The 25,076-nt window shown below is 39.1% G+C and carries 31 protein-coding genes; 26 read left to right on the plus strand and 5 right to left on the minus strand.

Going from position 1 to position 25,076, the window contains the following annotated elements:
* Nucleotides 1-19: 19 nt before the first annotated feature.
* The gene (locus tag CDZ88_RS05415; protein ID WP_100372567.1) at nucleotides 20-1,009 is read right to left on the minus strand and encodes a permease; all 990 of its coding nucleotides are present in this window, start codon (nucleotides 1,007-1,009) and stop codon (nucleotides 20-22) included.
* Between the two features lie 274 nt (nucleotides 1,010-1,283).
* On the opposite strand from CDZ88_RS05415, the gene CDZ88_RS05420 reads away from it, so the two are divergent.
* The 3 genes from CDZ88_RS05420 (at nucleotide 1,284) to CDZ88_RS05430 (ending at nucleotide 3,657) form a co-directional block, all read left to right on the plus strand.
* Nucleotides 1,284-1,832 carry a DUF2179 domain-containing protein gene (locus tag CDZ88_RS05420; protein ID WP_100372568.1) on the plus strand — a complete coding sequence of 183 codons (549 nt, stop codon included), beginning with the start codon at nucleotides 1,284-1,286 and terminating at the stop codon, nucleotides 1,830-1,832.
* Nucleotides 1,833-1,956: 124 nt separating this feature from the next.
* Nucleotides 1,957-2,931, plus strand: coding sequence for a CobW family GTP-binding protein (locus CDZ88_RS05425; protein ID WP_100372569.1), 975 nt, complete (start codon nucleotides 1,957-1,959; stop codon nucleotides 2,929-2,931).
* Nucleotides 2,932-3,018: 87 nt separating this feature from the next.
* Complete coding sequence (locus tag CDZ88_RS05430; RefSeq protein ID WP_100372570.1) at nucleotides 3,019-3,657, plus strand: SDR family oxidoreductase; 639 nt, start codon at nucleotides 3,019-3,021, stop codon at nucleotides 3,655-3,657.
* Between the two features lie 70 nt (nucleotides 3,658-3,727).
* Here CDZ88_RS05430 and CDZ88_RS05435 read toward each other — a convergent pair whose 3' ends face one another.
* The gene (locus CDZ88_RS05435; protein WP_100372571.1) at nucleotides 3,728-4,564 is read right to left on the minus strand and encodes an undecaprenyl-diphosphate phosphatase; all 837 of its coding nucleotides are present in this window, start codon (nucleotides 4,562-4,564) and stop codon (nucleotides 3,728-3,730) included.
* Between the two features lie 188 nt (nucleotides 4,565-4,752).
* On the opposite strand from CDZ88_RS05435, the gene CDZ88_RS05440 reads away from it, so the two are divergent.
* Nucleotides 4,753-5,268 carry a TlpA disulfide reductase family protein gene (locus tag CDZ88_RS05440; RefSeq protein WP_100372572.1) on the plus strand — a complete coding sequence of 172 codons (516 nt, stop codon included), beginning with the start codon at nucleotides 4,753-4,755 and terminating at the stop codon, nucleotides 5,266-5,268.
* Nucleotides 5,269-5,389: 121 nt separating this feature from the next.
* Entirely contained in the window at nucleotides 5,390-6,484 is a 1,095-nt protein-coding gene (locus CDZ88_RS05445) for a DUF3866 family protein (protein ID WP_100372573.1), read from the plus strand.
* Here the strand turns inward: CDZ88_RS05445 and mciZ are convergent.
* Entirely contained in the window at nucleotides 6,412-6,603 is a 192-nt protein-coding gene (gene mciZ / locus CDZ88_RS17805; RefSeq protein WP_100372574.1) for a Z-ring formation inhibitor MciZ, read from the minus strand. The genes CDZ88_RS05445 and mciZ overlap by 73 nt on opposite strands.
* Nucleotides 6,604-6,683: 80 nt before the next feature.
* Here mciZ and CDZ88_RS05455 point away from each other — a divergent pair, with 80 nt between their 5' ends.
* A complete protein-coding gene (locus CDZ88_RS05455; RefSeq protein ID WP_100372575.1) occupies nucleotides 6,684-7,232 on the plus strand; it encodes an NUDIX domain-containing protein in 549 nt (182 codons plus the stop codon).
* A gap of 52 nt (nucleotides 7,233-7,284) precedes the next feature.
* Here the strand turns inward: CDZ88_RS05455 and megL are convergent, their stop codons facing one another.
* On the minus strand, nucleotides 7,285-8,472 hold the full coding sequence (gene megL, locus CDZ88_RS05460) for a methionine gamma-lyase (protein ID WP_100372576.1): 1,188 nt from the start codon (nucleotides 8,470-8,472) through the stop codon (nucleotides 7,285-7,287).
* A 222-nt stretch (nucleotides 8,473-8,694) separates the two neighbouring features.
* On the opposite strand from megL, the gene spoIIM reads away from it, so the two are divergent.
* From spoIIM to CDZ88_RS05505, 9 genes are all read left to right on the plus strand, one after another.
* Nucleotides 8,695-9,333, plus strand: a complete 639-nt coding sequence (gene spoIIM / locus CDZ88_RS05465) for a stage II sporulation protein M (RefSeq protein ID WP_198507822.1) — start codon at nucleotides 8,695-8,697, stop codon at nucleotides 9,331-9,333.
* A 120-nt stretch (nucleotides 9,334-9,453) separates the two neighbouring features.
* The gene (fur, locus tag CDZ88_RS05470) at nucleotides 9,454-9,909 is read left to right on the plus strand and encodes a ferric iron uptake transcriptional regulator (protein WP_100372578.1); all 456 of its coding nucleotides are present in this window, start codon (nucleotides 9,454-9,456) and stop codon (nucleotides 9,907-9,909) included.
* A gap of 123 nt (nucleotides 9,910-10,032) precedes the next feature.
* The gene (locus tag CDZ88_RS05475) at nucleotides 10,033-10,263 is read left to right on the plus strand and encodes a YqzK family protein (RefSeq protein ID WP_100372579.1); all 231 of its coding nucleotides are present in this window, start codon (nucleotides 10,033-10,035) and stop codon (nucleotides 10,261-10,263) included.
* Nucleotides 10,264-10,297: 34 nt separating this feature from the next.
* Entirely contained in the window at nucleotides 10,298-11,185 is an 888-nt protein-coding gene (gene xerD, locus CDZ88_RS05480) for a site-specific tyrosine recombinase XerD (RefSeq protein WP_100372580.1), read from the plus strand.
* Nucleotides 11,186-11,289: 104 nt separating this feature from the next.
* The gene (deoB, locus tag CDZ88_RS05485; protein ID WP_100372581.1) at nucleotides 11,290-12,471 is read left to right on the plus strand and encodes a phosphopentomutase; all 1,182 of its coding nucleotides are present in this window, start codon (nucleotides 11,290-11,292) and stop codon (nucleotides 12,469-12,471) included.
* Nucleotides 12,472-12,488: 17 nt separating this feature from the next.
* The gene (locus CDZ88_RS05490; RefSeq protein ID WP_442857084.1) at nucleotides 12,489-13,307 is read left to right on the plus strand and encodes a purine-nucleoside phosphorylase; all 819 of its coding nucleotides are present in this window, start codon (nucleotides 12,489-12,491) and stop codon (nucleotides 13,305-13,307) included.
* A 730-nt stretch (nucleotides 13,308-14,037) separates the two neighbouring features.
* Nucleotides 14,038-14,865, plus strand: a complete 828-nt coding sequence (locus CDZ88_RS05495) for a purine-nucleoside phosphorylase (protein WP_100372582.1) — start codon at nucleotides 14,038-14,040, stop codon at nucleotides 14,863-14,865.
* 21 nt (nucleotides 14,866-14,886) lie between these two features.
* Nucleotides 14,887-16,188 carry a pyrimidine-nucleoside phosphorylase gene (locus CDZ88_RS05500; RefSeq protein WP_100372583.1) on the plus strand — a complete coding sequence of 434 codons (1,302 nt, stop codon included), beginning with the start codon at nucleotides 14,887-14,889 and terminating at the stop codon, nucleotides 16,186-16,188.
* Between the two features lie 121 nt (nucleotides 16,189-16,309).
* On the plus strand, nucleotides 16,310-16,732 hold the full coding sequence (locus CDZ88_RS05505; protein WP_100372584.1) for an organic hydroperoxide resistance protein: 423 nt from the start codon (nucleotides 16,310-16,312) through the stop codon (nucleotides 16,730-16,732).
* Between the two features lie 48 nt (nucleotides 16,733-16,780).
* Here CDZ88_RS05505 and CDZ88_RS05510 read toward each other — a convergent pair whose 3' ends face one another.
* Complete coding sequence (locus CDZ88_RS05510; RefSeq protein WP_100372585.1) at nucleotides 16,781-17,674, minus strand: hypothetical protein; 894 nt, start codon at nucleotides 17,672-17,674, stop codon at nucleotides 16,781-16,783.
* A 151-nt stretch (nucleotides 17,675-17,825) separates the two neighbouring features.
* Here CDZ88_RS05510 and CDZ88_RS05515 point away from each other — a divergent pair, with 151 nt between their 5' ends.
* The 11 genes from CDZ88_RS05515 (at nucleotide 17,826) to spoVAC (ending at nucleotide 25,069) form a co-directional block, all read left to right on the plus strand.
* Nucleotides 17,826-18,677 (plus strand): patatin-like phospholipase family protein, encoded by an 852-nt coding sequence (locus CDZ88_RS05515; protein ID WP_100372586.1) that lies wholly within the window; start codon nucleotides 17,826-17,828, stop codon nucleotides 18,675-18,677.
* A gap of 150 nt (nucleotides 18,678-18,827) precedes the next feature.
* The gene (locus CDZ88_RS05520; RefSeq protein WP_100372587.1) at nucleotides 18,828-19,316 is read left to right on the plus strand and encodes a metal-dependent hydrolase; all 489 of its coding nucleotides are present in this window, start codon (nucleotides 18,828-18,830) and stop codon (nucleotides 19,314-19,316) included.
* A 72-nt stretch (nucleotides 19,317-19,388) separates the two neighbouring features.
* Nucleotides 19,389-19,814, plus strand: coding sequence for a disulfide oxidoreductase (locus CDZ88_RS05525; RefSeq protein ID WP_100372588.1), 426 nt, complete (start codon nucleotides 19,389-19,391; stop codon nucleotides 19,812-19,814).
* Nucleotides 19,815-20,216 carry a thioredoxin family protein gene (locus CDZ88_RS05530; RefSeq protein WP_100372589.1) on the plus strand — a complete coding sequence of 134 codons (402 nt, stop codon included), beginning with the start codon at nucleotides 19,815-19,817 and terminating at the stop codon, nucleotides 20,214-20,216. It begins immediately after the preceding gene.
* A gap of 320 nt (nucleotides 20,217-20,536) precedes the next feature.
* Complete coding sequence (locus CDZ88_RS05535; RefSeq protein ID WP_100372590.1) at nucleotides 20,537-21,697, plus strand: D-alanyl-D-alanine carboxypeptidase family protein; 1,161 nt, start codon at nucleotides 20,537-20,539, stop codon at nucleotides 21,695-21,697.
* Between the two features lie 135 nt (nucleotides 21,698-21,832).
* Nucleotides 21,833-22,183 carry an anti-sigma F factor antagonist gene (spoIIAA, locus tag CDZ88_RS05540; protein WP_100372591.1) on the plus strand — a complete coding sequence of 117 codons (351 nt, stop codon included), beginning with the start codon at nucleotides 21,833-21,835 and terminating at the stop codon, nucleotides 22,181-22,183.
* Between the two features lie 3 nt (nucleotides 22,184-22,186).
* Entirely contained in the window at nucleotides 22,187-22,627 is a 441-nt protein-coding gene (spoIIAB, locus tag CDZ88_RS05545) for an anti-sigma F factor (RefSeq protein WP_100372592.1), read from the plus strand.
* A gap of 12 nt (nucleotides 22,628-22,639) precedes the next feature.
* A complete protein-coding gene (sigF, locus tag CDZ88_RS05550; protein ID WP_100372593.1) occupies nucleotides 22,640-23,410 on the plus strand; it encodes an RNA polymerase sporulation sigma factor SigF in 771 nt (256 codons plus the stop codon).
* A 167-nt stretch (nucleotides 23,411-23,577) separates the two neighbouring features.
* Nucleotides 23,578-24,198, plus strand: a complete 621-nt coding sequence (locus CDZ88_RS05555) for a stage V sporulation protein AA (protein ID WP_100374605.1) — start codon at nucleotides 23,578-23,580, stop codon at nucleotides 24,196-24,198.
* The gene (locus CDZ88_RS05560; protein ID WP_100372594.1) at nucleotides 24,188-24,601 is read left to right on the plus strand and encodes a stage V sporulation protein AB; all 414 of its coding nucleotides are present in this window, start codon (nucleotides 24,188-24,190) and stop codon (nucleotides 24,599-24,601) included. Before CDZ88_RS05555 ends, CDZ88_RS05560 begins: the two co-directional genes overlap by 11 nt.
* Before the next feature lie 12 nt (nucleotides 24,602-24,613).
* Nucleotides 24,614-25,069: a stage V sporulation protein AC gene (gene spoVAC / locus CDZ88_RS05565; RefSeq protein ID WP_100372595.1), complete on the plus strand. Its 456-nt coding sequence runs from the start codon at nucleotides 24,614-24,616 to the stop codon at nucleotides 25,067-25,069.
* The last annotated feature ends 7 nt before the right edge of the window (nucleotides 25,070-25,076 follow it).

Here is a 25,076-nt window from a genome sequence, read left to right on the forward strand (position 1 = left end):
ATACCTCCAAATACTTATTTTATAATACGAACAATTGAAAGGCCATCACAGCCGTAAATACTGATATTGTCACCACAATCATAAAGATGATAACAAATCGCGCTTTGAAGAAAGCAAAGAGCATAATTGTATTCTTTAAGTCTAACATAGGTCCGTACACTAAGAAGGCAATTAGAGAGCCAGTTGTAAATGTGTTTCCAAATGATGAGGCCACAAATGCGTCTGCTTCTGAACATAATGAAAGCAAGAAAGCAAATGCCATCATCACAGCAGTAGATGACCATTCATTACTTCCAATTGTAAGTAAGATGTCGCGATCTAAGAACGTTTGGAACAAGGACGCAATAAATGCACCAAGTATTAGGTATTTTCCCATTAAGAAAAATTCATCTGCGGCATGATAAAATGTTTGCTTCAAACGGTTCATCTTTCGTGTAGGCGTTTGAATGGCAATGGGTTGAACTCCTACTAGCTCATCTTTTGTTATTTTTAATTGATCACTATTCTTAAAAATAGTATACAAGACCCCACCAATGATGATTGCTAATATAAAGGCAAGTCCCATACGCGCATATAATACAGTGAGGTCGTTGCGAAAAGCAAAGTAAGTTGACGCGGCCACTACGGGATTTAAAATAGGAGCTCCGACTAAAAATACGACGCCTACATGCAGTGGCATGCCTTTTTTTATAAGTCGTCTAACAATAGGTACAATCGCACATTCGCAAATTGGAAAAATCGCGCCTAAAAAAGCAGCGGGTAAAAGAGCGGCATAGGCGTTCTTCGGTAAAAAACGATGAATCCATTCTTCCTTCACATAAATTTGTATAAGCGCTGAAACGAATACCCCTAATAGAATAAATGGGACGGCTTCAATAACAATGCTGAGGAAGATCGTATTTACGGTTAACCATGTATCCGGTACACCAAAACCTGCTTGATCATTTTTAAATGATTCAATGTTAAAGAACAATATTAAAAACAAAAGGAGTAAGACAAAGCCAATCATGTCTTTTCCAAAGGATGTGATGAATTTAAGTAATTTTAAAATACCAATCGACTCCTTAACTGTGCTAGTTATGTTTTATGTATAAAAGTAGTAATCTATGAAATATTCTTTGATAGTTTACCATAGAAGTGTTTATGTGAGGGGCCTGAAATATAAGTTTAACATGATTAAAAATTGACAAAAAAAAGAATAAAAAAGTAGTAGATTCATCACATCATTCCTGTTAAACTACGGAAGTTGCTTCTTGGATTTATATAAAGGATGGTGATTGATCATGGTTCAGGCTTTAATTATTTTTGTAGCCCAATTATTATTTGTTCCAGTCTTAACTTTAAGAACGATTACGATGGTTAAGGGGATGAAGGAGAAGGCTGCGGCTTTAGGTGTTTTAGAGGGTGTCATTTATGTTGGAGCGCTCGGACTTGTGTTCAGTGACTTATCTAACTACCTTAACATGGCTTCTTATGCATTAGGTTTTGGAGTAGGTCTTTATATTGGCGCCATTATTGAACAAAAGTTGGCGATTGGGTTCGTAACGATCGAAGTAAACATTATGCAGCGGAATGAAGATTTGACAAACCGTTTACGTGAAGTTGGGTTTAGTGTTTCAACAGCTGAGGTCGAAGGGATGAACTCCTCTCGTTTTAGATTAGATTGTACTGCACGAAGAGATCGTGAGCCCGAGTTTGTTGATATTGTTAATGCTTATGAGCCGAGTGCTTTTATCGTCTCATTTGAACCGCGAAACTTTAAAGGCGGATATATTACGAAAGCTATGAAAAAACGAAAAGAGCGATTCCAGAAAAAGAATATGAGCGCGTAAAATTAGTCCAAGAGTATAAGGGTGCCCTTATACTCTTTTGTTTAACGAGTAAATCGGAATGATATTGATTTGATTGTGTGTTTGTTCTATGCTATTTTTATAGAAAAGCAATTGAGGTGATCTGATGAATAATCCAATTCCTGCTTATGTCTTAACTGGTTTTTTAGGAAGCGGCAAGACGACCGTTCTCAGGCGTATGATTCAAACAGCTAAAGAGGAGGGGTTACGTCCAGTCATAGTGATGAATGAATTAGGAGAAGTCAATGTTGAGCGTCATTTGTTTGAAGATGTTGATATGGTTGAAATGTTAAATGGCTGCATATGTTGTACGATTCAAGAAGATATGAGAAGTGAGTTAGAACGTTTCTTTGAGCAAGAAAACTCTGGTGGTGATATTTTATTTATTGAAGGGACAGGAATTGCTAACCCAGAAGAAATTGTAGAGGCACTTACTCATCCGAATCTAGTAGAAAAAGTGCAACTCCAATCAGTAATTAGTCTAATTGATGCGAGTAAATATTTAGAATATCAAAGTCGGTTCCAAAGTTCTAAAGAAGTTCGCGAACTATTAGGGCAACAAGTAACGAGTAGCAGCTTACTTATTTTAAATAAGATGGACTTAGTGAGCGAGCGTGAATTAGCTAAATTGTACAAAAAGCTTCATTCCATTAAACGTGAGGAAATTCCTATTTTAGAAGCGATAAACGGTCAAGTGGATGTAGGGGAGTTATTTTTAGAGCGTGTCGATTGGAATAAAGTTACTCTTAACGAGTCGGCTCACATCGAAAAGGAGCACCACCATCACCATCACCATACTTTTCAAGCAATCCGTATAGATGGGATTGAGAAAATTGACCGCATCAAATTTGAAAAGTGGTTAAAGCAACATGACCAACAAATCATTAGGGCAAAAGGAAATATCACTCTTACGGAAAGCCCCAAAAAATATTCGTTTCAATACGCCTCTAAACAGCTACAATTATCAGCGGCAGCTAGCGAAGATGAGTTAATTATCATCTTGATAGGTATTGGGCTAGACAAAGAAGAACTTGTTCATTCTCTTCATTCGTTTTCTCATTCATCTCATTCAACAATTTAGCGGAACCGATTTGGTTTCGCTTTTTTCGTTTAAAGTGAAAAAGAATAGGGAAAAGAATAATAAGAGCAAATAAAAGGAGTGTTGGAAATGAATGTTTTAGTTGTTGGAGCAAACGGAAATGTCGGAAAACAAGTTATTGGAGAGCTTAAAGAATCAAATCACAAAGGAATAGCGATGATTCGTGATGAGAGTCAAGCAGAATCGTTAAAAGAAGCGGGAGCTGACAGAGTGGTTGTCGCTGATCTGGAAAAGGACTTTGAACAAGCATTCGAAGATGTTGATGCTGTGATTTTCGCAGCGGGGTCAGGAGGAAACACAGGCGCAGATAAGACGATCCTTATCGACATGTGGGGAGCGATGAAGGTTATAGATGCCGCTAAAAAGCATGGCGTTGAACGCTTTATCATGCTGAGTTCAATGGGGACATCAGACCCTGATAAGAGTGAAAAGATCCGTCATTATTTAGTCGCCAAAAAAGTTGCGGACGATTATTTGAAACAAACAGATCTTAAATACACCATTGTTCGACCTGGCTCACTAACAGACGAAGAATCACTTGGAAAAATTAAACTTGAAGAAGAAATACAAAACCGTAACACTACGATAACAAGAGCAGATGTAGCTAAAGTATTAATTGATGTCATTGATCGCAAAAATACGCATGAAAAGACATTTGAAATTTTAAATGGCGACACACCAATTGGGGAAGCGCTAGAAACTGTTTAATGAAGCAAAACGAGTACGCACAATATTGTGCGTACTCGTTTTATTTCTTAGTGGAAATCAACAACTTCGACTACTCGACATCAATAACAAAGCTAGCATCAAAGTAGAAGAAAATAAAAATAGCAGCAGCAAAGCAATAAATAGCGAAATAGATTAACTTACTTTTCTTTAAGAATTCAATTAACCAGACAATACCTATCCAAGAGAAGATGAAAGTTGCGATAAATGACACGACTAAAGCAAGTACGCCTGTCTCTGCTACGAGTGAGCCGTCGGTAAAATCTCCAATGGCAAGCATTGTTGAGCCTAAGATGACTGGGATCGATAGCAAAAATGAATATCGAACAGCTGTCTCTTTATTAAGTCCGGCAAACAAGGCTGTGATTAATGTAGCGCCTGATCTTGAAATGCCAGGAATAACGGCTAATGTTTGACCAAGACCCACGATAATTGAATCAAGAAAAGTCATATCTTTTTCTGTACGATTCCCTAACTTGAAAAAGCGTTCAATGATAATTAAAAATAGTCCAGTTACAGTCAAAGCGATCGCTATGAAGGGCGGTGTTTTTAGAAACGTGCCAACTGAACCCTCGAGCAAGAAGCCTAGTACTCCAGTAATGCCTGTTGCAACGACGATGTAGAGCGCGAACAGGAATTGTACGCGATTTTCTTTTGAACGATTGCCAAAGTAAGAGAAAAAACCAGTTATCACTTCTACTAAATCTTTTCTGAAATAGATGATAACAGCTAAAATAGATGCTAAGTGCAAGAAAATTTCAAAGCCGAATCCAGGGAAAGAGTAGCCGAGTAACATTTGAGTAATAACAATATGTGCTGTACTTGAGATGGGTAGGAATTCAGTAATCCCTTGCACAATCCCAAAAATAATTGCTTCAATTAATGACATAATGAGGCTCCTTCTTTTTTTCGATGTTGTGTATGAGATAACTGCTCTATTCTAGCAAACTTTCACTATTTAGAAAAGAGTCTTTCAGAGGGGAATGAATTGTTTCTGTATTTGATCCTTGCTTGCAGTCGTTAACCTTTCTATAATGGGAATGTGAACAGTAATGCTTTTGAAATGGACGTGAGCAAATGAAGCAACAGCGAACGATAATGGTTATAGGAGTTGCTCTTCTATTAATCATAGTAACAATCTTTACGACTGGTAAGCGTGAAGTTGGGAATGAGGTGGGCATGGTCGCAGAAAATTTTACCTTGCCTACTCATGAAAAGGGAGAAAGAGAATTTGCTGAGTACGAAGGACAAGTCATTGTCTTGAATTTTTGGGCTTCTTGGTGTGAACCTTGCCGGGATGAGATGCCTGCTTTAATGGAATTGCAAGAAGATTATCAATCAGAAGGTTTAGAAGTTGTGACAGTCAATGCTCAAAAAACAGAACGAACATTAAATGACGCACCAGCTTTTATTGAAGAAATGAATTTAACGTTGCCAGTGTTCTTTGATGAGAACGGGGAGGTTTATGATCGTTACGGGCTAAGAGGGTTACCTACAACGTTTGTTATTAACAGAGAAGGTATCATTGAACAAGTGTTGTTGGGTGAGGTTACGTATTCCGATTTAGAAGAGCATGTTGTTCCATTATTTTAAAGAAGTCGAGCTTATGAATGTCTTTCATGAGCTCGGCTTTTTTAATGTGTTAAACAATGGATAATCAGGTGTGAGGAGCCCAATACTAGTGAGTAAGAAAAAAAGCTAGGAGGTGGGATGGGTGTTTGCGGAAGAATTCACACAAGTTCAGTCGATTATTTATGAAGATGATTCTGTTCAGATCGTTGAAACACCCATCGGCGCTAAGAAAGCCATTCTCTATAAAACAATCATGCATGCTGTAAAGCCTGGTGATGATATTGTCGTCAACGTCACAGCGACGAATCTTCACTTAGGAACTGGAGGGTACGACTTTGTCAAGAGTGTAGAGCAAACAGGTCGTTATGTCTCTAAAGAGTTAACGCGTCAGGACGGTCATATTCTAAAGTTGCGATACACACCATACCAACATCAAGTTCTTGCCATTGAGGCGCAAGAAAGCCCTTATCATTCCCTGTTCGAGCAACCTTTTTCTTTAGCGGGCAAGCCTGTCTTACTTGGTGAGTTACATAGTATGATTCCGCTCGTATACGCTACAACCCAAATTTTGAAGGGAAACGCCCGTGTCTGCGTCATCATTGATGATCAAGCAGCTCTTCCACTTGCGGTCAGTACAATGATGCGACAATTAATGAAAAAGAAATCATTTATGACAATTACGGTCGGCCAAGCGTTCGGGGGCAGCTTTGAGGCGATTACGATCCAAACGGCACTACAATTTGCACATAATCACTTACATGCTGACGTCATAATGATTTCGGTAGGACCAGGTGTCGTTGGTACAGGAACTCACTACGGTTTTACAGGGATGTCTTTAGCTAGTTGGTCCAATATCGTTGCTTCTTTAAAAGGACTACCTGTTTGGATTCCTAGAATTTCTTTTTCTGACCCTAGACCAAGACACTTTGGGATTAGTCACCATACATTAACACCATTAAAAGAATTCTCCCTCGCCAAAAGCCTTCTACCACTACCTGTATTTACGGGTCATCGGAAAGTACGAATAAAAGAGCAGCTGAAGGAATTAGAGTGGGCTAAAGTGATGCCTGATATTCAGTGGGTATGTGAAAAACAAATGACTCCATTAACAGAAGAAGCATTGACTGCTTCTGATGTGGTCATTAAAACGATGGGGAGAGGGTATCAAGAGGACCCCTCATTTTTCTTATCTGTTGTTAGTTCGGTGTGGACGAGCTTTAATCTTGGCTCTGAGTGAACCGTCGCAATCCATTGATTCACATACGTGTATTGCTTTTTAGCTTCCTTTAATTTAGCTTTAATTTCCCATGCCTTCCCTGATAACATCACACCCTGATTGTGTACATAAATCTTCATGTCCGCAGCATCCCCTCGATCTTAATTATGGTACACTCATATGTGCAGCGGACCATAAAAAGAACAAGGGAGCGAAAGTAATGGATCACTTATATGAAAAGACGCTTCAATCGAGCTCAATCTATAAAGGGCGTATTATTGACTTACAAGTAGATGAAGTCGAGTTGCCGAATAAAAAGACCAGTACACGCGAGATTGTTAAACATCCGGGGGCCGTGGCCATTGTTCCTGTGACAAAAGAAGGGAAGCTTATTCTTGTTCGACAATTTCGTAAAGCATTGGAAAAAACGATTATTGAGATTCCAGCTGGAAAATTGGATAAAGGGGAGTCTCCTATCGATTGTGCAAAACGTGAACTGGCGGAAGAAACGGGCTATGTGGCATCACAGTTAGAATTCCTAATTTCGTTCTATACTTCTCCAGGTTTTGCCGATGAAATCATTTATTTGTACGTTGCAACAGACCTCGAAGCAGGAGAAATGAATTGTGATGAGGATGAGTTTTTGGACGTGCTTGAAGTGTCATTGGAAGAGGCAGAAGAGATGGTGAAAGACGAGCGAATTCATGATGCGAAAACAGCCTATGCAATACAGTATTTACGCCTGCAGCAAATGAATCGTGAAAAATAAAAGAAAAGACTTATTCCGTAGATGCATTGACCTTCGGAATAAGTCTTTTTTATTAATTGAGTGCTTGTTCTAGATCAGCAATAATATCTTCAACGTTTTCAATGCCTACAGAAAGTCGAATGAGTCCATCAGAAATGCCCATTTTTATTCGTTCTTCTGCTGGGACGACAGAATGAGTCATTGAAGCAGGGTGTTGAATGAGCGAATCGACATCGCCAAGACTAACTGCTCGCTTTAGTAGATTAAGTTTATTCATCATCTGAATACCAGCCTCTAACCCATCCGCTACTTCAAAGCTAATCAAACCGCCAAAACCGTCCATTTGTTTTTTCGCTAACTCATGTTGAGGAAAACTCGGTAAGCCTGGATACATCACTTTCGTTGTTTTAGGATGAGCTTCAAGAAATTCAGCTACTTTTTGGGCATTCTCACAGTGACGGTCCATTCGCACACCGAGTGTCTTGATCCCTCGCACCAATAAGTAGGCGTCCATTGGGGCAAGGATGCCTCCAATATCCTTTTGAGTGGTGAAATGGATGTGATCTAAGAATTCTTTTGTACCGATTGCCACACCTGCTATCAGATCACCATGTCCGCCAAGGTATTTGGTTGCGCTATGGACAACAACATCGCAGCCGTACTCAAGCGGGCGTTGCAAATAAGGAGACATAAAGGTGTTGTCAACAACCGTTTTGATATGCCGCTCTTTGCCGATTCGAGCTATCATTTCAAGGTCAATCATTTCTAATGTAGGGTTCATTGGCGTTTCAATATAGATGACTTTTGTGTTTGGTTGGATGGCACGAGTCACACTGTCTTCATCAGTCATGTCACAAAGTGTGAATTCCACGTTGAATTTTTCTTTTAAAATCGATAAGAAACCAAACGTACAGCCATATAACCCCCGTGATGTCAGTATGTGATCACCAGAACGGATAAGGCCTAAAAGCACAGCTGAAATAGCAGCCATCCCTGAGGCGAAGGCCAATGCTTTTTCCCCATTCTCTAAAGCAGCTACTTTTTCTTCTAATGCTGTAACTGTTGGATTCCCAAGTCTTGAGTACACATACCCTTCTTCCTCACCCGCAAATCGTTTCCCGCCGATCTCTGTTGTTGGAAAGACAAAGGTGGATGTTTGGTGAATTGGGAGAGCGAGAGAACCTGTTTTAGCATCTGGTTCATACCCTTTATGAACGGCTAATGTATGAAAACCGTAGGAATTGTTTTTCTTCGTTGTCATAAAACACCTTCTTTCTGTAAGCGTTTTCAAAATGTATCAAAAAAATAGATGAGTTACAAGTATGAATAGTTATCTCGGGCTGCTTCAATTTCTACTATACTAGAAAAATGTAAAACAGAAAAGGGGTATTTTACTCAATCTAGTAATTGGATTGGACAACTGTCATAGACTTGCGGAGTCTCTCATAGAGTGAAATAAGAGCAGACACGAGGAGGGCGTATGATGTTTAAATATGGGGTGAGAGACCAAATAACGATGCACCTGCAAGAGAATAGATCGATTTACTTGTTTATTTCTGTTTTATTTTTAATTGGGATTATTTTTGGTGCGATTGTCGTTAATAGTTTGAACTTAACGCAAAAAAATGATCTATATATGTATTTAGGACAATTTTTCGGACAAGTATCAGATGGGAATGTTGCTCAATCTTCGGATATTTTTAGTCAAAGCTTTGCTCATTACGCCAAATATTTCGGATTGATGTGGTTGCTTGGTCTATCGGTGATTGGTTTACCTGTAATCCTCGTTTTATTATTTCTAAAAGGTGTAGTAGTCGGTTTTACTGTTGGGTTTTTAGTGAATCAGATGGGGATGCCAGGTTTCTTTTTATCTTTCGTCGCTGTGATGCCGCAAAACTTCATCTTAGTTCCAGCATTTGTTATTGTCGGAACGGCAAGTGTTTCTTTTTGCTTAAAAATGATCCGACACCAATTCCTAAAGAAAACAAATACTCCCTTTTTCCCAATCTTTGTGAGGTATTCAGCCTTGATTTTATGTGTAGGGGGATCACTTGCCCTAGCGTCGGCAATTGAAGCCTATGTTTCACCCGTCCTAATGAAGCTAGTGTTAAATTCTTTTTAATAATTATTATAATTAAATAATCATTTTCGTCTTTTAATTAATAATCATTATTGATTGACACTTTTTTTAGGGATGATTATAATGATAGGAGGTAAAAGGCTCGGGAGGGACACACAACTAATGGAGAAACGACTAGAACGTATAAAAAAGCATCTGCATTCACAAAGCTATAAGCTTACACCTCAACGTGAAGCGACAGTTCGAGTGCTGTTAGAGCATGAAGAAGATCATCTGAGTGCAGAAGACGTATACCTCCTTGTTAAAGACAAAGCACCAGAGATTGGACTAGCTACGGTCTATCGAACACTAGAACTATTAGCTGAATTGAAAATCGTCGATAAAATCAACTTTGGAGATGGAGTATCTAGGTTCGACCTACGCCAAGAGGGTGCAGCTCACTTCCATCATCATTTAGTTTGCATCGAGTGCGGAGCAGTAGATGAAATCCAAGAAGATCTATTAGGAGATGTCGAGGAAATTGTTGAGCGAGATTGGAATTTCAAGATTAAAGATCACCGTTTAACATTTCACGGAATTTGTCACAGATGCCACGATAAAGAAGAAATTAAGGAATAAGAGGAGTGCCGTTCACATATTGTGGATGGGCTCCTCTTTTATTTCGTATTAAGGTATAAACCACTGTCTTTTTGGCATAGCTTGTTAGTAATTGGCATTTAAACTTGTTAAGAGGGTGAAGAGATGAAACAATGGTTTTTACTTGTTTTGCAAAGTATAAAAGTTTTTCTCTTATTTATGGGATGCACACTCCTCTTTTATTATGGTATTCTATGGGTGAGTGCTGAATATGAAAGTTATCATCGATATGATGAACCAAAAGGAAAAGCAATCAAGGTTATGGGTATTGAGTCAAATGAGGTCGATGTAACATGGATCGATCGACTTATTTTCTATTATCAATACGGAGAATAAAGTAATACCTTGCTTTGCAAAAGGGAGGACTAAGTTGCAGAATGATGTAGTTGACTTCCTACAGTATATCCAAATCGAACGAGGGCTTGCAGACAACACAGTGCAGTCCTATCGACGTGATCTATTAAGTTATGTGAAATTTATAGACAACGTAGCAACCGTTCAATCGTTTACCGATGTCACACGTCATCATATTGTGGATTATCTGTATTTCTTAAAAGAACAGGGACGAGCTGAGGCAACGATTGCTCGAACAATTGCTTCGATTCGTGCACTTCATCAATTTCTTCTTCGAGAAAAACGAAGCACAGGAGACCCTTCTGTTCACTTAAACATTCCTAAGGCTTCAAAGCGCTTACCAAAAGTGTTATCATTAGGTGAGGTCGAAACATTCCTTGAAATACCAGGAAACAGTCCTTTTGATCTAAGAAACAAAGCAATGATTGAAACGCTTTACGCTACAGGGATGCGCGTTTCTGAAATTATCAATCTAACATTGTCTGATACTCATTTATCGATGGGGTTTGTTCGTTGTGTAGGTAAAGGAAACAAAGAGCGAATCATTCCACTCGGATCGCAAGCAACGAAAGCGCTTCAACATTATATAGAGAATGCTAGATCTCACATGTTGAAGAAAAATCGCCATGAAGTATTGTTTGTGAATCATACCGGGAAACCGCTATCTAGACAAGGTTTTTGGAAGATTATAAAAAAACTTGCTCGAGAGGCAAAAATTGAAAAAGAACTTACACCGCATACGCTCAGACATTCATTTGCCACTCATTTATTAGAAAATGGGGCAGATTTAAGAGCCGTTCAGGAAATGCTGGGACATGTTGATATTTCAACAACGCAAATATATACCCATGTGACAAAAGCAAGAATGAAGGACGTTTATGCTCAGTTTCATCCAAGGGCATAATCGTGCACATTATAGAGGTCAGACTTCTGACATCTAATACAATTAGCAAATAACACCACTTATAGGCAATACTATATGGAGTGTTAGGTGAAGGAGGCATTTTTATGAATAAAAAATCATTTAATCGAATTTTTTTAATTGTAATGGACTCTGTTGGGATTGGTGAATCCCCTGATGCAGCAAAATTTGGAGATGTAGGTTCAAACACTCTTGGACATATCGCTGAAAAAATGAATGGACTTAACATGCCTAATTTGGAAAAGTTAGGATTGAGCCATATAAAGGAAATTAAAGGGGTCGAAAAAGTTACTCAACCTCTTGCCCATTATTCAAAAATGCAAGAAGCATCCAATGGGAAAGATACGATGACAGGACATTGGGAGATTATGGGCCTTAATATACAAGAGCCTTTTCAAGTTTTCCCACAAGGATTTCCTAGTGAGCTTGTTGAAGAACTAGAGCGATTAAGTGGCCGTAAAATCATAGGAAACAAAGTCGCATCTGGAACTGAAATTTTAGATGAATTGGCGCAAGATCATGTAGAGACAGGTGCATTAATTGTTTACACATCAGCAGATTCAGTCTTGCAAATTGCAGCCCATGAAGAGATTGTGCCGATTGACGAATTATATAAAATTTGTGAAATGGCAAGAGAGTTAACGCTTGACCCAGTATATATGGTAGGTCGCATCATTGCCCGTCCATTCCTTGGATCAATTGGTAATTGGATGCGAACAGCGAATCGTCATGACTATGCGTTAAAGCCATTTGAGCGTACCGTGATGAATGAATTAAAAGATGGTGGTCTCGATTCGATTGCGATTGGAAAGATTTCAGACATCTATGACGGTGAAGGAATCACAGAAGCCATTCGTACCATTTCTAATGATGATGGCATGGAAAAGTTAATTGGGACGATGAAAAAAGATTTCAAGGGGATTAGTTTCTTGAATTTGGTTGATTTTGATGCGCTTTATGGCCATCGTCGTGACCCAATCGGTTATGGGATGGCGCTTGAGCAATTTGACCGTCAATTAACAGAAGTGTTTGCTGAGCTAAGAGAGAATGACCTGCTAATGATTACAGCAGACCACGGAAATGATCCGACACAACCAGGAACCGATCATACGCGTGAATATGTGCCTTTACTTGTGCATTACAAAGGACAAACAGCAGCGAAAGATCTAGGAATTCGTGAAACATTTGCTGATATTGGAGCAACGATTGCGGATAACTTTAATGTTCAATTACCAAAGCATGGGAAAAGTTTTTTAAACGATCTATAAGTTAAGGGGGAAAAGAAATGATAAACAAAACAGCATTACAAGAAGCAGCAAGTTTTTTAACTGAAAAAGTGGGTACAACACCAACCATCGGACTAATTTTAGGATCTGGATTAGGTGTGTTAGCAGAAGAAATCGAAAATCCAGTCAAAATTCCATACAACGAAATTCCAAACTTCCCGGTATCAACTGTGGCAGGACATGCAGGACAACTAGTAATCGGTCAACTAGAAGGAAAGCAAGTTGTCGCGATGCAAGGTCGATTCCATTACTATGAAGGTTACAGCATGGATGTTGTAACCTTCCCAGTTCGTGTTATGAAAGAAATCGGTGTAAAACAAGTCATCGTCACAAATGCTGCTGGTGGGGTAAACGAGTCATTCGATGCAGGAAACCTAATGATTATTCGCGACCATATTAATAACATGAATGCTAATCCATTAATTGGACCGAACGACGAAGCATTCGGTGTTCGTTTCCCTGACATGTCTAGTGCATATTCAGAAAAATTAAGTGCATTAGCGAGTGAAAAAGCAAAAGCATTAAACATTGAAGTAAAAGAAGGCGTATATGTCGGTAACACAGGTCCGTCTTATGAAACACCAGCAGAAGTGCGCATGCTTCGTAAAATGGGAGCAGATGCAGTTGGAATGTCAACCGTACCAGAAGTAATTGTTGCCCGCCATGCAGGCTTAGAAGTTCTTGGAATTTCTTGTATCTCAAACATGGCAGCAGGAATCCTTCCACAACCACTAACACATGATGAAGTCATAGAAACAACAGAACGAGTAAAATCCGACTTCCTATCACTAGTCAAATCAATCGTAAAAGAAATGTAATAAGAAAAGCGGAGGCGACTGATCTGGGATGAGGGAAAACTAGGGGAAGCGAAAAGAAGTCGCACTTTGACTTCGTTCGATTCACCGGTTTTACCCAAAGCCCAAGGAGCCGCAGCTAGACAAGAAAAGCGGAGGTTGCCGGGTAGAGGCGTCATGCAAATGTTCTGGCAGATTAAAAGCGCTCTTTGCTTTTATATCTGGCAGGTTATTTGACCAAGAGCCTCTGGAAACCGCAGCTAGACAAGAAAAGCGGAGGTTGCCGGGTAGAGGCGTCATGCAAATGTTCTGGCAGATTAAAAGCGCTCTTTGCTTTTATATCTGGCAGGTTATTTGACCAAGAGCCTCTGGAAACCGCAGCTAGACAAGAAAAGCGGAAGGGCTCGTTTAGTTGCGTATAAAATGGAGTGCGGCGACCGAGATAAAGGAAACACAGAGAACGTAGTGATCTGATGTTGACTTATCGACCGAGGCGAACGGAATTTTACTAGCTACTGAGCCCTGTAGCTAGACAAGAAAAGCGGAGGGGATCGTTTTTCCATTTATTTCATGCGTTTGCGCGAAAACTTCCTTGTTTTGCGCGGAAATGTCGCCAATTCGCTCGGAAAAAGTATAACTTCGCGCGAAAACTACTACAATTCGCGTGAAACACTCGAAACCTAATCAGCTATTAGCAAACAGCCAGTAGTTTTTCGCTTATAAAATAAAAAACAACCTAAAGGAGCTTTTATTCATGGAAAATATGTTAGAAAAAATCAAACAATCAGCTACATACTTAGAAGGGAAATTATCAACAAAACCTGAAATCGGTTTAATTTTAGGATCTGGATTAGGCGAGTTGGCAGATGAAATTGAAGATGCGGTAAAAATCCCTTATACAGACATTCCAAACTTCCCTGTTTCTACAGTTGAAGGACATGCAGGTCAATTAGTGATTGGTAAGCTTAATGGGAAAGACGTTGTCGCGATGCAAGGTCGTTTTCATTATTATGAAGGGTATTCTATGCAAGATGTTACGTTCCCAGTACGTGTTATGAAACAAATTGGTGTTGAATTAATGGTTGTGACAAATGCGTGTGGTGGGATGAATAAAAACTTTGCGCCCGGTGATTTAATGATCATTACAGACCAATTAAACATGACCGGTGATAACCCGTTAATCGGATCAAATTTTGAAGAGCTTGGTCCACGCTTCCCAGATATGAGTAGTGCTTACACACCTGAATATGTTGACTTTGTTGAAAATACAGCAAAGAACTTAGATATTAACGTTCAAAAGGGTGTATATGCCGGTGTAACTGGTCCAACATACATGAGTGGTGCTGAACTAATTATGCTTCGTAATGTAGGTGGAGACGTTGTTGGGATGTCTACCGTACCAGAAGTAATCGTAGCAAGTCATGCTAACATGAAGGTAATCGGTATCTCATGCATTACAGATATGGCGATTGGCGAAGACCTTAAAGGGATTACGCATGAAGAAGTTGTTGAGGTCGCGAACCGTACGAAGCCGAAGTTTATTAAACTTGTGAAAGAAATCGTTTCAACAGTAAAGCTGTAAAGCGAAGGAGATGTTTGACTTATGCGTATGGTAGATGTGATTGAGAAGAAACGTGACGGAATTGAATTAATGAAAGAAGAAATTCAGTTTGTCATTGAAGGATATACAAATGGAGAGATCCCTGAGTACCAAATGTCTGCACTTGCAATGGCGATCTTTTTCAAAGACATGACAACAGACGAGCGCGCCCATCTAACCATGTCAATGGTAGAGTCAGGTGATCAAATCGACCTGTCTGCTGTTGAAGGTATAAAAGTAGATAAGCATTCAACAGGTGGTGTTGGCGATAAAACAACGATCGCTCTTGCGCCTCTAGTCGCAGCACTTGGCATACCTGTAGCAAAAATGTCTGGTCGTGGACTCGGTCATACAGGTGGAACAATTGATAAACTTGAAGCGATTCCTGGTTTCAGCGTTGAAATTGAAACAGAGACGTTCATTGATCTTGTTAACAAGAATAAATTAGCAGTGATCGGTCAAACAGGAAACCTGACACCAGCTGATAAAAAATTATATGGTTTGCGTGATGTAACAGCGACTGTTAATTCGATTCCTCTTATTGCAAGTTCAATAATGAGTAAGAAAATAGCTTCAGGAGCAGATGCGATTGTGCTTGATGTTAAGACAGGTTCTGGAGCTTTCATGAAAAAGTTAGAGGACTCTAAAGCACTTGCTCAAGCAATGGTAGAAATCGGAAATAACCTTGGTCGTGATACAATGGCGATTATTTCAGATATGAATCAACCGCTTGGTTTAGCTGTTGGAAACGCACTAGAAGTCAAAGAAGCAATCGATATGCTACGTGGTGAGGGTCCAGACGATCTACGCGAATTATGTTTAACATTAGGTAGCCACATGGTGTATTTAGCAAAGAAAGCAAGCTCAGTTGAAGAAGCACGTAAAATGTTAGAAGAAGTGATTGCATCAGGTAAAGCACTTGAAACGCTAAAAGTATTTATTGAGGCTCAAAATGGTGATTCTTCGATTGTAGACGAACCAGAGAAACTCCCAAAAGCTAAACACCTCATCGATGTAAAAGCAACGAAGTCTGGGACTGTTTCTGCGATCGTTGCAGATAAAATTGGAACAGCTGCGATGTTACTAGGTGCAGGTCGTGCAACAAAAGAATCAGAAATTGATCTTGCAGTTGGTCTGATCTTAAATAAGAAGATTGGCGATCACGTTGATGCAGGAGATTCGATCGTTACTCTTCATAGTAACCGTGAAGATGTACAAGATGTAATCGATATGGTGACGAATGCATATTCAATTACTGATGAAAATGTTGAAAAACCAACGTTAATTTATGATGAAATTAAATAAGGATCATAATCAGCAATCTCTCTTTTTCTAGAGAGATTGTTTTTATGTTTAACTTTTCTCAATAAGGAAATAGATAAGAGAGCAACTGATTCGATCCAAACAAAAAGGAGTGTTTTCTAACATGTCAGACGTAATGTTTACAGCACAAGCAAAAGCAAAGAATGGTAGAAATGGACATGTGAAATCCGATAATGGTGTGATTGATCTTAAGCTTGTCATGCCTTCTGATGGGAAAGTTGGAACGGAAGGTACAAACCCAGAGCAACTATTCGGAGCAGGGTATGCAGCTTGTTTTGATGGTGCACTAAATTTATTGGCAAAAAATGAAAAGAAAGAAATTGATTCAGAAATTGAGTCGGAAGTGAGCCTAATTAAAGACCCTTCAGATGGTGGCTTTAAAATTGGTGTGACACTCAATGTTCATATTAAAGGTGTATCACAAGCTATAGCAGAAGAATTAACGCATAAAGCACATGAATTCTGCCCTTATTCAAAAGCAACAAGAGGCAATATCGACGTAAAATTAAATGTAAAAGCAGAATAAGATGTAACCCACCTTCACTTAAGAAGGTGGGTTTTATTTAGCATAAAATTAATAAACGGATGTCAAGCGACCGTTAATACGGTAAGGCTGATCATTAAAAGTAGCATCGAACATGTCACCTTGAATTCTATATTCTCCTTCATGTGAAAAGTAATAATTTTGTTCCTCGCCTATGACCAAATAATAATGGTTAAAGATGCCGTGCCGAGTAAGTCTATTTAAAGCGACATGGGCATCGTCTAATGTTATTTGGACACGATATGGATCAGAACATACTTCGATATGTGTGGACTCCATACACTCAGATGGGGGGAGCTCTGCAACCATCGGCTCGAGCGGTTGGGCATCATAGACTTGTTCCATCGCCTCTACAATAAAATCATCTGTTAATCGATCTCGCTCCTGCTTCATCTTTAAGATACGTTCTTGTTCAGAAGAGTCAACATAGTGTTGGGGAGCAAACAGACGAGTCGGGTGCGTTTGGAACCTAGAGAGCTCATGTTCTATCCAAGTGATCGAATACGTCGTTTGTGAGATGTCTCTAAATGCCGGACTCGCTAATTCTGGAACAAATTTATTGAAAGAATTGATAAGTTGAGCGTGTTTTTCTTCGAGGTCGACAATAGTATAAATTGGCGTTGGGAAAATCTCGTACTTGTAGTGATTAAAACCCACATATAGTACTAAAACAATAGCGAGCATCAGTAATTGCCTTCTAAATGTTTTGGCTGTGAGGCAAGTAGTTAACACGGCAATGAGGCCGCAAAGCATCGCGAATAAAAAAAGCTTATAGCTTATAAAGGCATGAAAGTAGAAAGCTAACGAAAATATTTGTGCCAACAAGAAAATGAATGCTCCTCTAACTCCCTCTTTTTTGTACGTTTTTACAATCGCAAATAACAAACCCGCAGTAAGTGCAATGATAATGATAAGTTGATCCAAGTTAACACCTCAAATCTATCCTTCGATGATAAAACTATACCATATTTACCATTTACTATGTGTTTTCTGAGTTTTTAAGATGACGAGATTTTCTTATCGTGCTCAATGGTGGTAAACTGAGATTATAGATAAAGTGTTAGGAGTGGTAGTCGTGAACGATGTCAGTCTTGTTTTAGAAGGCGGAGGAATGAGATCAGTGTATACAGCAGGTGTTCTCGAGGTACTTATGAAGCGTGACATCGACATTCCTCATGTGATTGGAGTTTCCGCAGGGGCATGTAACGGGTCTTCATACGTCTCAAAACAAATCGATCGAAACCGTAAGGTGACGATTGATTATATTGATCGCCCTGAATATTTGAGCTTTAAAAATTTGATTAAAACGAAATCTGTTTTTGGGTGGGATTTTATTTTTGATAAGCTCCCTAATGAATTGGAGCCTTTTGATTACGAAACATTTGCGAACTCTGAAAAAACCTTTACAATTGTCACGACGGATTTAGAATCAGGAAAGCCTGTATATTTTAATGAGAAGTTACCTAAAGATGAGTTGCTAACGCTATTAAAAGCTTCAAGCAGTATTCCGTTACTTGCGCCTCCAGTAGCCTATAAAGATCAGATTTACTATGATGGCGGCATGGCTGATCCGATTCCGATTGAGCGCTCGGTTTCAGATGGTCATAAAAAGCATCTTGTTATACTTACCCAAAATGAAGGCTATCAAAAGTCACCAATGCGTTTTAGTCGCCTAGCGAGGTGGTCGTTTAGAAATCATCCAGCATTCTTTCAAACAATGGCCACACGTCATCATCAATACAATGATTCTTTAAAACGAGTTAAAGAGATGGAAGAACGTGGAGAAGCATTCGTTATCCGACCTAAATTACCGTTAAAGGTAGCGAGACTAGAAAAGAATAAAGGTCGTCTTGAAGCGCTCTATCAAGAAGGCGTAAAAGATATGGAGAATGAATTGACAAGTCTGAAAAATTGGTTTGATCAGTGAGACGAAGGCTAGAGCTAAAGAGCTCTAGCCTTTTTAGAATAAGTAAAAAGAATCTTTTATTTTAATGAAAATTATGGTATTCTAGCATAATGTTAATAGGAACAAATGTTTTGTTAGCGAGAATTTTAATAAAAGGGAGTACCAAACATTATGACTGGTAAAACACATCTTGTTGGAGGCGTGGCTCTATGTATGGCTGCTGATTCGTTATGGCTCGGCCAAAATGGAACGCCTCTTTATTACGTAGCAGGAATGGCAGGAGCGTTACTTCCTGATATTTGTCATATCCATTCGAAAATCGGACGGAGATTACCGTTACTATCTAGAGTAATATCAAAGGTATTTGGACATCGAACGATTACGCATAGTTTATTGATCTTGGCTGTTACAGCGTTTATTTTTTCTTTGTTTTTCCCTGATTATCTAATGGTTAGAAATGGACTGCTCATTGGAATGGTTAGTCATATCCTCTTAGATGCAATGACGGTTCGAGGAATAAGGTTATTTTATCCACTTAATTGGCGCATAAGATTACCCTTTTTTATTCGAACTGGAGGAGGGATCGAGAGGGTCATTCTGTTAGCTTTATCTATATACGTCTTTATTGCTTCCTTTGATATCTTTATGACATGGTTATAAAATGTGACATATATTTAAAGACGAATAATTCGTCTTTATGGTAAAGTGATAGTGGAGATGGAGGTAGCAATTGTGAACAACCGAATTGAAAATCTATTAATCAGTGCTTGGCTCATATCGTTAGTTGCTACATTAGGATCGTTATACTTTTCTATTATTAAGCAATTTGAACCTTGTACTCTCTGTTGGTATCAGCGGATTCTTATGTATCCACTCGTCATTCTATTACTTGTTGGAACGCTTAAGAAGGATGCAGGAGTGGCTTTATATTCGCTAATTTTTTCGGTTATTGGAATACTATTTTCAAGTTATCACTATGCAAATCAAAAATTAGCAGCGTTCCAAGAAGTTGCCCCTTCTTGTGGCCGTATCCCTTGTACCGGACAATATATTAATTGGTTTGGGTTTATGACAATTCCATTTCTTGCGTTGATAGCTTTTATAATGATTGCGTGTTTAAGTATTATGATTTTACGAATGAGCAAGGGGAGAAACTAGATGAAAAAAATCATTATTTTTGGTGGGATTGTTGTTACGTTATTTGTACTATTAGCCGTAGTGACCAACCTGCAAGAAGATCCTCACTATCAAAATACGATAGAGCCATCTGAATTAAACGAATCTCTTCAAAATGGTCAAGATGTAACGGTCTACTACTACAGCCCAACTTGTCCTGCTTGCCAAGAAGCAACTCCACGTTTAAATGAAATAACAGAAAACCTTGGCGTGAATTTATTGCAATACAACATCAATGAACATGGTGGTTGGGACACGTACAATGTAGAATTTACACCAACGATCATCCATTATGAAAATGGAGAAGAAGTAGCAAGAGTAGATAGTAGTTTAACAAATGAAGAATTCACAACATTTTTTGAAGAGAACGTGATAAATGAATGATGGTTGTAGAGGTAACTGTGATGGAGCAGTTACCTTTTTTGTTATGAATTGTGAGAAGTTTTTGACAGAATTAAAATACTGTAGAACGATCTATCACCTGAGGTTGTAGCAATGCCATTAAAACAAATTTTATAATTTCTTTCTACTAAATAGCCTTCCATCATGGGAGGCTATTTAATTTGTGTGCGTGTTTATCCTATTTCACTATGTATAAAAAAGAAAACTTTGGTAAAAATGGTGGATAGCAAACTTAGGGACTTTATGTCTGTTGACTTGTTCCTAAGAAGACTAATGAAATTGATGAGATGGAGGTTGATGGGATGAGGAAATTTTTATCTACACTATTAAGTTTAGTATTAGTAATTGGCGTAGTAGCACCATTAGGTCAAGCTGCAGAAAAGCAAGTGAATTTAGCAGAGAAAGCATCTTCTGCTATTGTGATTGAGCGTGATACAGGAGAAGTTTTATTTGAAAAAAATAGTCATGACGAACTTCCGCCTGCGAGTATGACAAAAATCATGACGATGCTTCTCATCATGGAAGCAATTGATGAAGGGTCACTCTCGTATGATGATAAAATTCGAACAAGTGAATACGCAGCATCGATGGGCGGTTCTCAAGTCTTTTTAGAACCAGGAGAAGAGATGACGGTCACAGATATGTTAAAAGCAATTGCTGTAGCATCAGGAAACGATGCCTCCGTTGCAATGGCTGAACATTTAGGAGGCACTGAAGAAGAATTTGTCTCGATGATGAATGAAAAAGCCAAAGAATTAGGATTGACGAATTCAAATTTTGTGAACTCGAATGGCTTGCCAGCTGAAAATCATTATACAACGGCTTATGATTTAGCGATGATTTCAAAAGAGCTATTGAAATATGAAGATATTACAAAGTTTACAGGCATCTATGAAGATTATTTAAGACAAGATTCAGATAATAAATTTTGGTTAGTGAACACCAACAAACTAGTGAGATTTTATCCTGGTGTGGATGGGTTAAAAACTGGATTCACTAGAGAGGCGATGTATTGCTTAACGGCGACAGCACAAAAAAATGATATGCGTGTCATTACGGTTATAATGGGTGCGCCATCACCGAAGGATCGAAATGCACAAGTGACGGAAATGCTTGATTACTCGTTTAGTCAATTTATGACACATAAGCTTTATGATCGTGATTATGTGATGGCTGATGTGAAAGTGAGCAAAGGTGATAAGAATACAATTCCTGTACAAACATCCGAATCCGTATCAATCTTAACGAAAAAAGGGGTCAAGATTGATGATGTGACAGAGCGCATGGAGATTGATGAGCAGTTACGGGCACCTATTGCTAAAGGGGATCGAGTCGGGACCTTGTTCATTGAAAAAGAGGGCGAAGTATTAACAGAAACATCTCTTGTTGCAGGGGAAGATGTCTATGATGCTTCATGGTGGAAGTTATTTAAAAATGTTTTATCGAAATTTAGCGGCAAATAAGACGAATGTAGGCTAATTTTTACGAATTTGTACTAGTTTTGTCATGTGGCAGGGATGAGAGCACCTTAAAGCGAAATCCACTCTTAGGAAAACAAACAGGTCTTCCTGTGTGTGAGCTATAAGGGAGTGATAATCATGAGTTTAGTAATGGACTTAGAACGAAAAGGAAGTGTGTTGCTCGTTCGTCTTGAAGGAGAACTAGATCATCACACAGCAGAAAAATTGCGTAAGAAGGTTGAAGGTCACCTTGTCGATGCGAATGTATTACACATCGTGTTAAATCTTGAGCAACTTACTTTTATGGATAGCTCAGGTCTTGGTGTGATACTCGGACGTTACAAGCAGGTTAAAGCAAATGGTGGAGAGATGGTTGTATGTGCAATTTCCCCAGCTGTGAAGCGACTGTTTGAGATGTCTGGATTGTTCAAGATTATTCGTCTAGAAGAGAATGAACAATTTGCCTTGAAAACATTGGGGGTGGCCTAAAACATGCGTAATCAAATGGATTTAACCTTCTCGGCACTAAGTGATAATGAATCTTTTGCTCGTGTAACGGTAGGTGCATTTATCGCTCAACTTGACCCAACAATGGACGAAATGACGGAGATCAAGACTGTTGTTTCTGAAGCTGTTACTAATTCAATTATCCATGGATATCACAATCAATCAGACGGTATGGTGCATATTCACGTCACTATAGATGATGGGACTGTTGAATTGACTATTCGTGATGAAGGATTGGGCATGGAGGATATTGAAGAAGCAAGACAGCCTCTTTTTACGACAAAACCAGAATTAGAGCGCTCTGGTATGGGCTTTACGATAATGGAGAATTTTATGGATGAAATCAAGATCAGCTCAGAGCCAATGATTGGGACGACCGTTTACTTGAAAAAGCATTTAACTAATAGCAAAGCAATTTGCAATTAAGGAGTTTTGCCTATGGATGCCCAGGTAAAACAAGTGAAAAAGAAGAAGGAAGCGCACTTTTCGGATAAGGAAGTCAAAGTACTTATTGCTAGGAGTCAAGACGGAGACCAAGAAGCAAGGGACCTTATTGTAAATCGCAATACGAGGCTTGTTTGGTCAGTTGTGCAACGTTTCTTAAATCGAGGCTACGAAGCAGATGATCTGTTTCAAATTGGCTGTATTGGTCTGATCAAGTCGGTCGACAAGTTCGATCTTTCATATGATGTGAAGTTCTCAACTTATGCTGTACCTATGATTATTGGAGAGATTCAACGATTCTTACGTGATGACGGGACGGTGAAAGTTAGTCGTTCCATTAAAGAACTTGGAAACAAGATTCGGAAAATGAAAGACGAAATGACAAAGTCACTAGGTCGAGTGCCAACCATTAACGAGATTGCAGAACAACTTGAGATCACTCCAGAAGAAGTGGTTTTTGCAGGAGAGGCAAGTCGTCAAATAACGTCGATTCATGAAACCGTGTATGAAAACGATGGTGACCCAATCACACTCCTCGACCAAATTGCAGATCAATCCGAAACGAAATGGTTTGATAAAATTGCATTGAAAGAGGCGATTCGTGATCTTGACGAAAGAGAACGGTTAATTGTTTATTTAAGGTATTACAAAGATCAAACCCAATCAGAAGTTGCCACTAGGCTAGGCATCTCGCAAGTTCAAGTATCGAGGCTCGAAAAGAAGATTCTTGAACAAATGAAAGAAGTCATGGGTGAGCAGACTTAAAGAGTAGAACAGAATAGGATGAACGGTAGGAGGAGAAGCTGTCATAGCTTCTCTTTTTTGCTTGTTTTAAAAAAGTGTTGGTTTTGTCCTTTTGTCTCATGCATGTTTTTTGTTTCTTTCCTCATACTAATTGATAACATTCATGACAAAAGGTGGTTGGAAACGTGATTGGTGAAAACGTGTATATTCGCATGCGACAAAGAGTGAGTGCAGCACCCCATGATCAGTTAAAAGTTGGACAACTTGCTCAAGTCATTGCGAGTGAATCGATTGTTTCTGAAGTAACCTCCATGCCCGTTTATCAAATAAAAATAAAAGATCATAACCGTGTTGTCATAGATGTGATGGAGGTCATTCGAATCATTCGTTTTCATTTTCCAGATGTGTCGTTTCAAACCATTGGGTCTGCTCAAACAGTTATCGATATTGAGGTTCAGAAAAAAAGTTTTAAGTGGATCTACATAATACTCGTGTGGTTTCTACTATTTGTTGGTGCGGGTCTTGCGATTATGAATTTCCATGAAGATGTGAGTATGCGAGCGGTTCATCTCCGTATTTTCCAATTGGTCACAGGAAACGAAGTCGCTAAGCCATTGATGCTTCAAATACCATATTCGATTGGCTTGGGTCTTGGGATGATCTTGTTTTTTAACCACTTTTTTAAGAAGCGGCTTAATGATGAGCCGAGTCCACTTGAAGTAGAGATGTTTAATTACCAACAAAACCTTGATCAATATGTGATCACGCATGAATTGAAGGAAAATCAACGTAAAAAAAATGGTCATTGAAGCCGTTAACATCATCTTTATCGGATTTGCTGGTGGAATTGCTGTAGGAAGTGGATTCGTCGCATTTTTAACCGTTCTTGGGATTATTCCTAGGCTTGCACAATTAACGAAATCAGAACGATCCATCAGGGGCTACGAAGCTGCGATTATTTTAGGGGCACAAGTTGGCACATGGGCGAGCTTTTATTCACTTTCTCTCCACACCTCTCCTTTTTGGTTGATTCCAATCGGACTAGCGTGTGGGGTGTTTGTAGGAATGTTGGCAGCTGCATTAACGGAAGTGCTCAATGTTTTTCCGCTCTTAGCCAAACGAGTAGGAGTCACCGATAAAATTGTTTTATTGATGATGGCGATTGTATTCGGGAAGATTGTTGGTTCGATGATCCAGTGGCTTTACTTATAGGAGGGGGTTTGGGTGTTAACGGATGAACAAAAGCGGTATCAGGCAAATATTGAATTGTATCATACAAGACCTCCTGTCATAAAAAACAGTTTGAAAGCCTTTGTTATTGGTGGAGGAATTTGTGCTCTTGGTCAGTGGATAAGCAATCTTTATATTACGTTTTTTCCTCTTACTCAAAAAGAAGCCTTAAGTCCAACATTGGCAACGTTGATTTTAATTGCGGCTCTTCTCACTGGTCTGGGGGTTTATGATCGCATCGGCCAATTTGCAGGGGCGGGGTCACTTGTACCTGTAACCGGCTTTGCTAATGCGATGACTAGTGCAGCGCTCGAACATAAGAGTGAAGGCTTAGTGTTTGGAATTGGTGCTAACATGTTTAAGCTGACGGGGGCAGTTATTGCCTTTGGAGTGTTATCCGCTTACGTGGTTGGATTAACAAGATTACTCGTGCAAATGCTCATACAGTAAAGGGGTT

The organism is Bacillus sp. FJAT-45037, assembly GCF_002797325.1.
Classification (GTDB): domain Bacteria; phylum Bacillota; class Bacilli; order Bacillales; family Bacillaceae_D; genus Alkalihalophilus.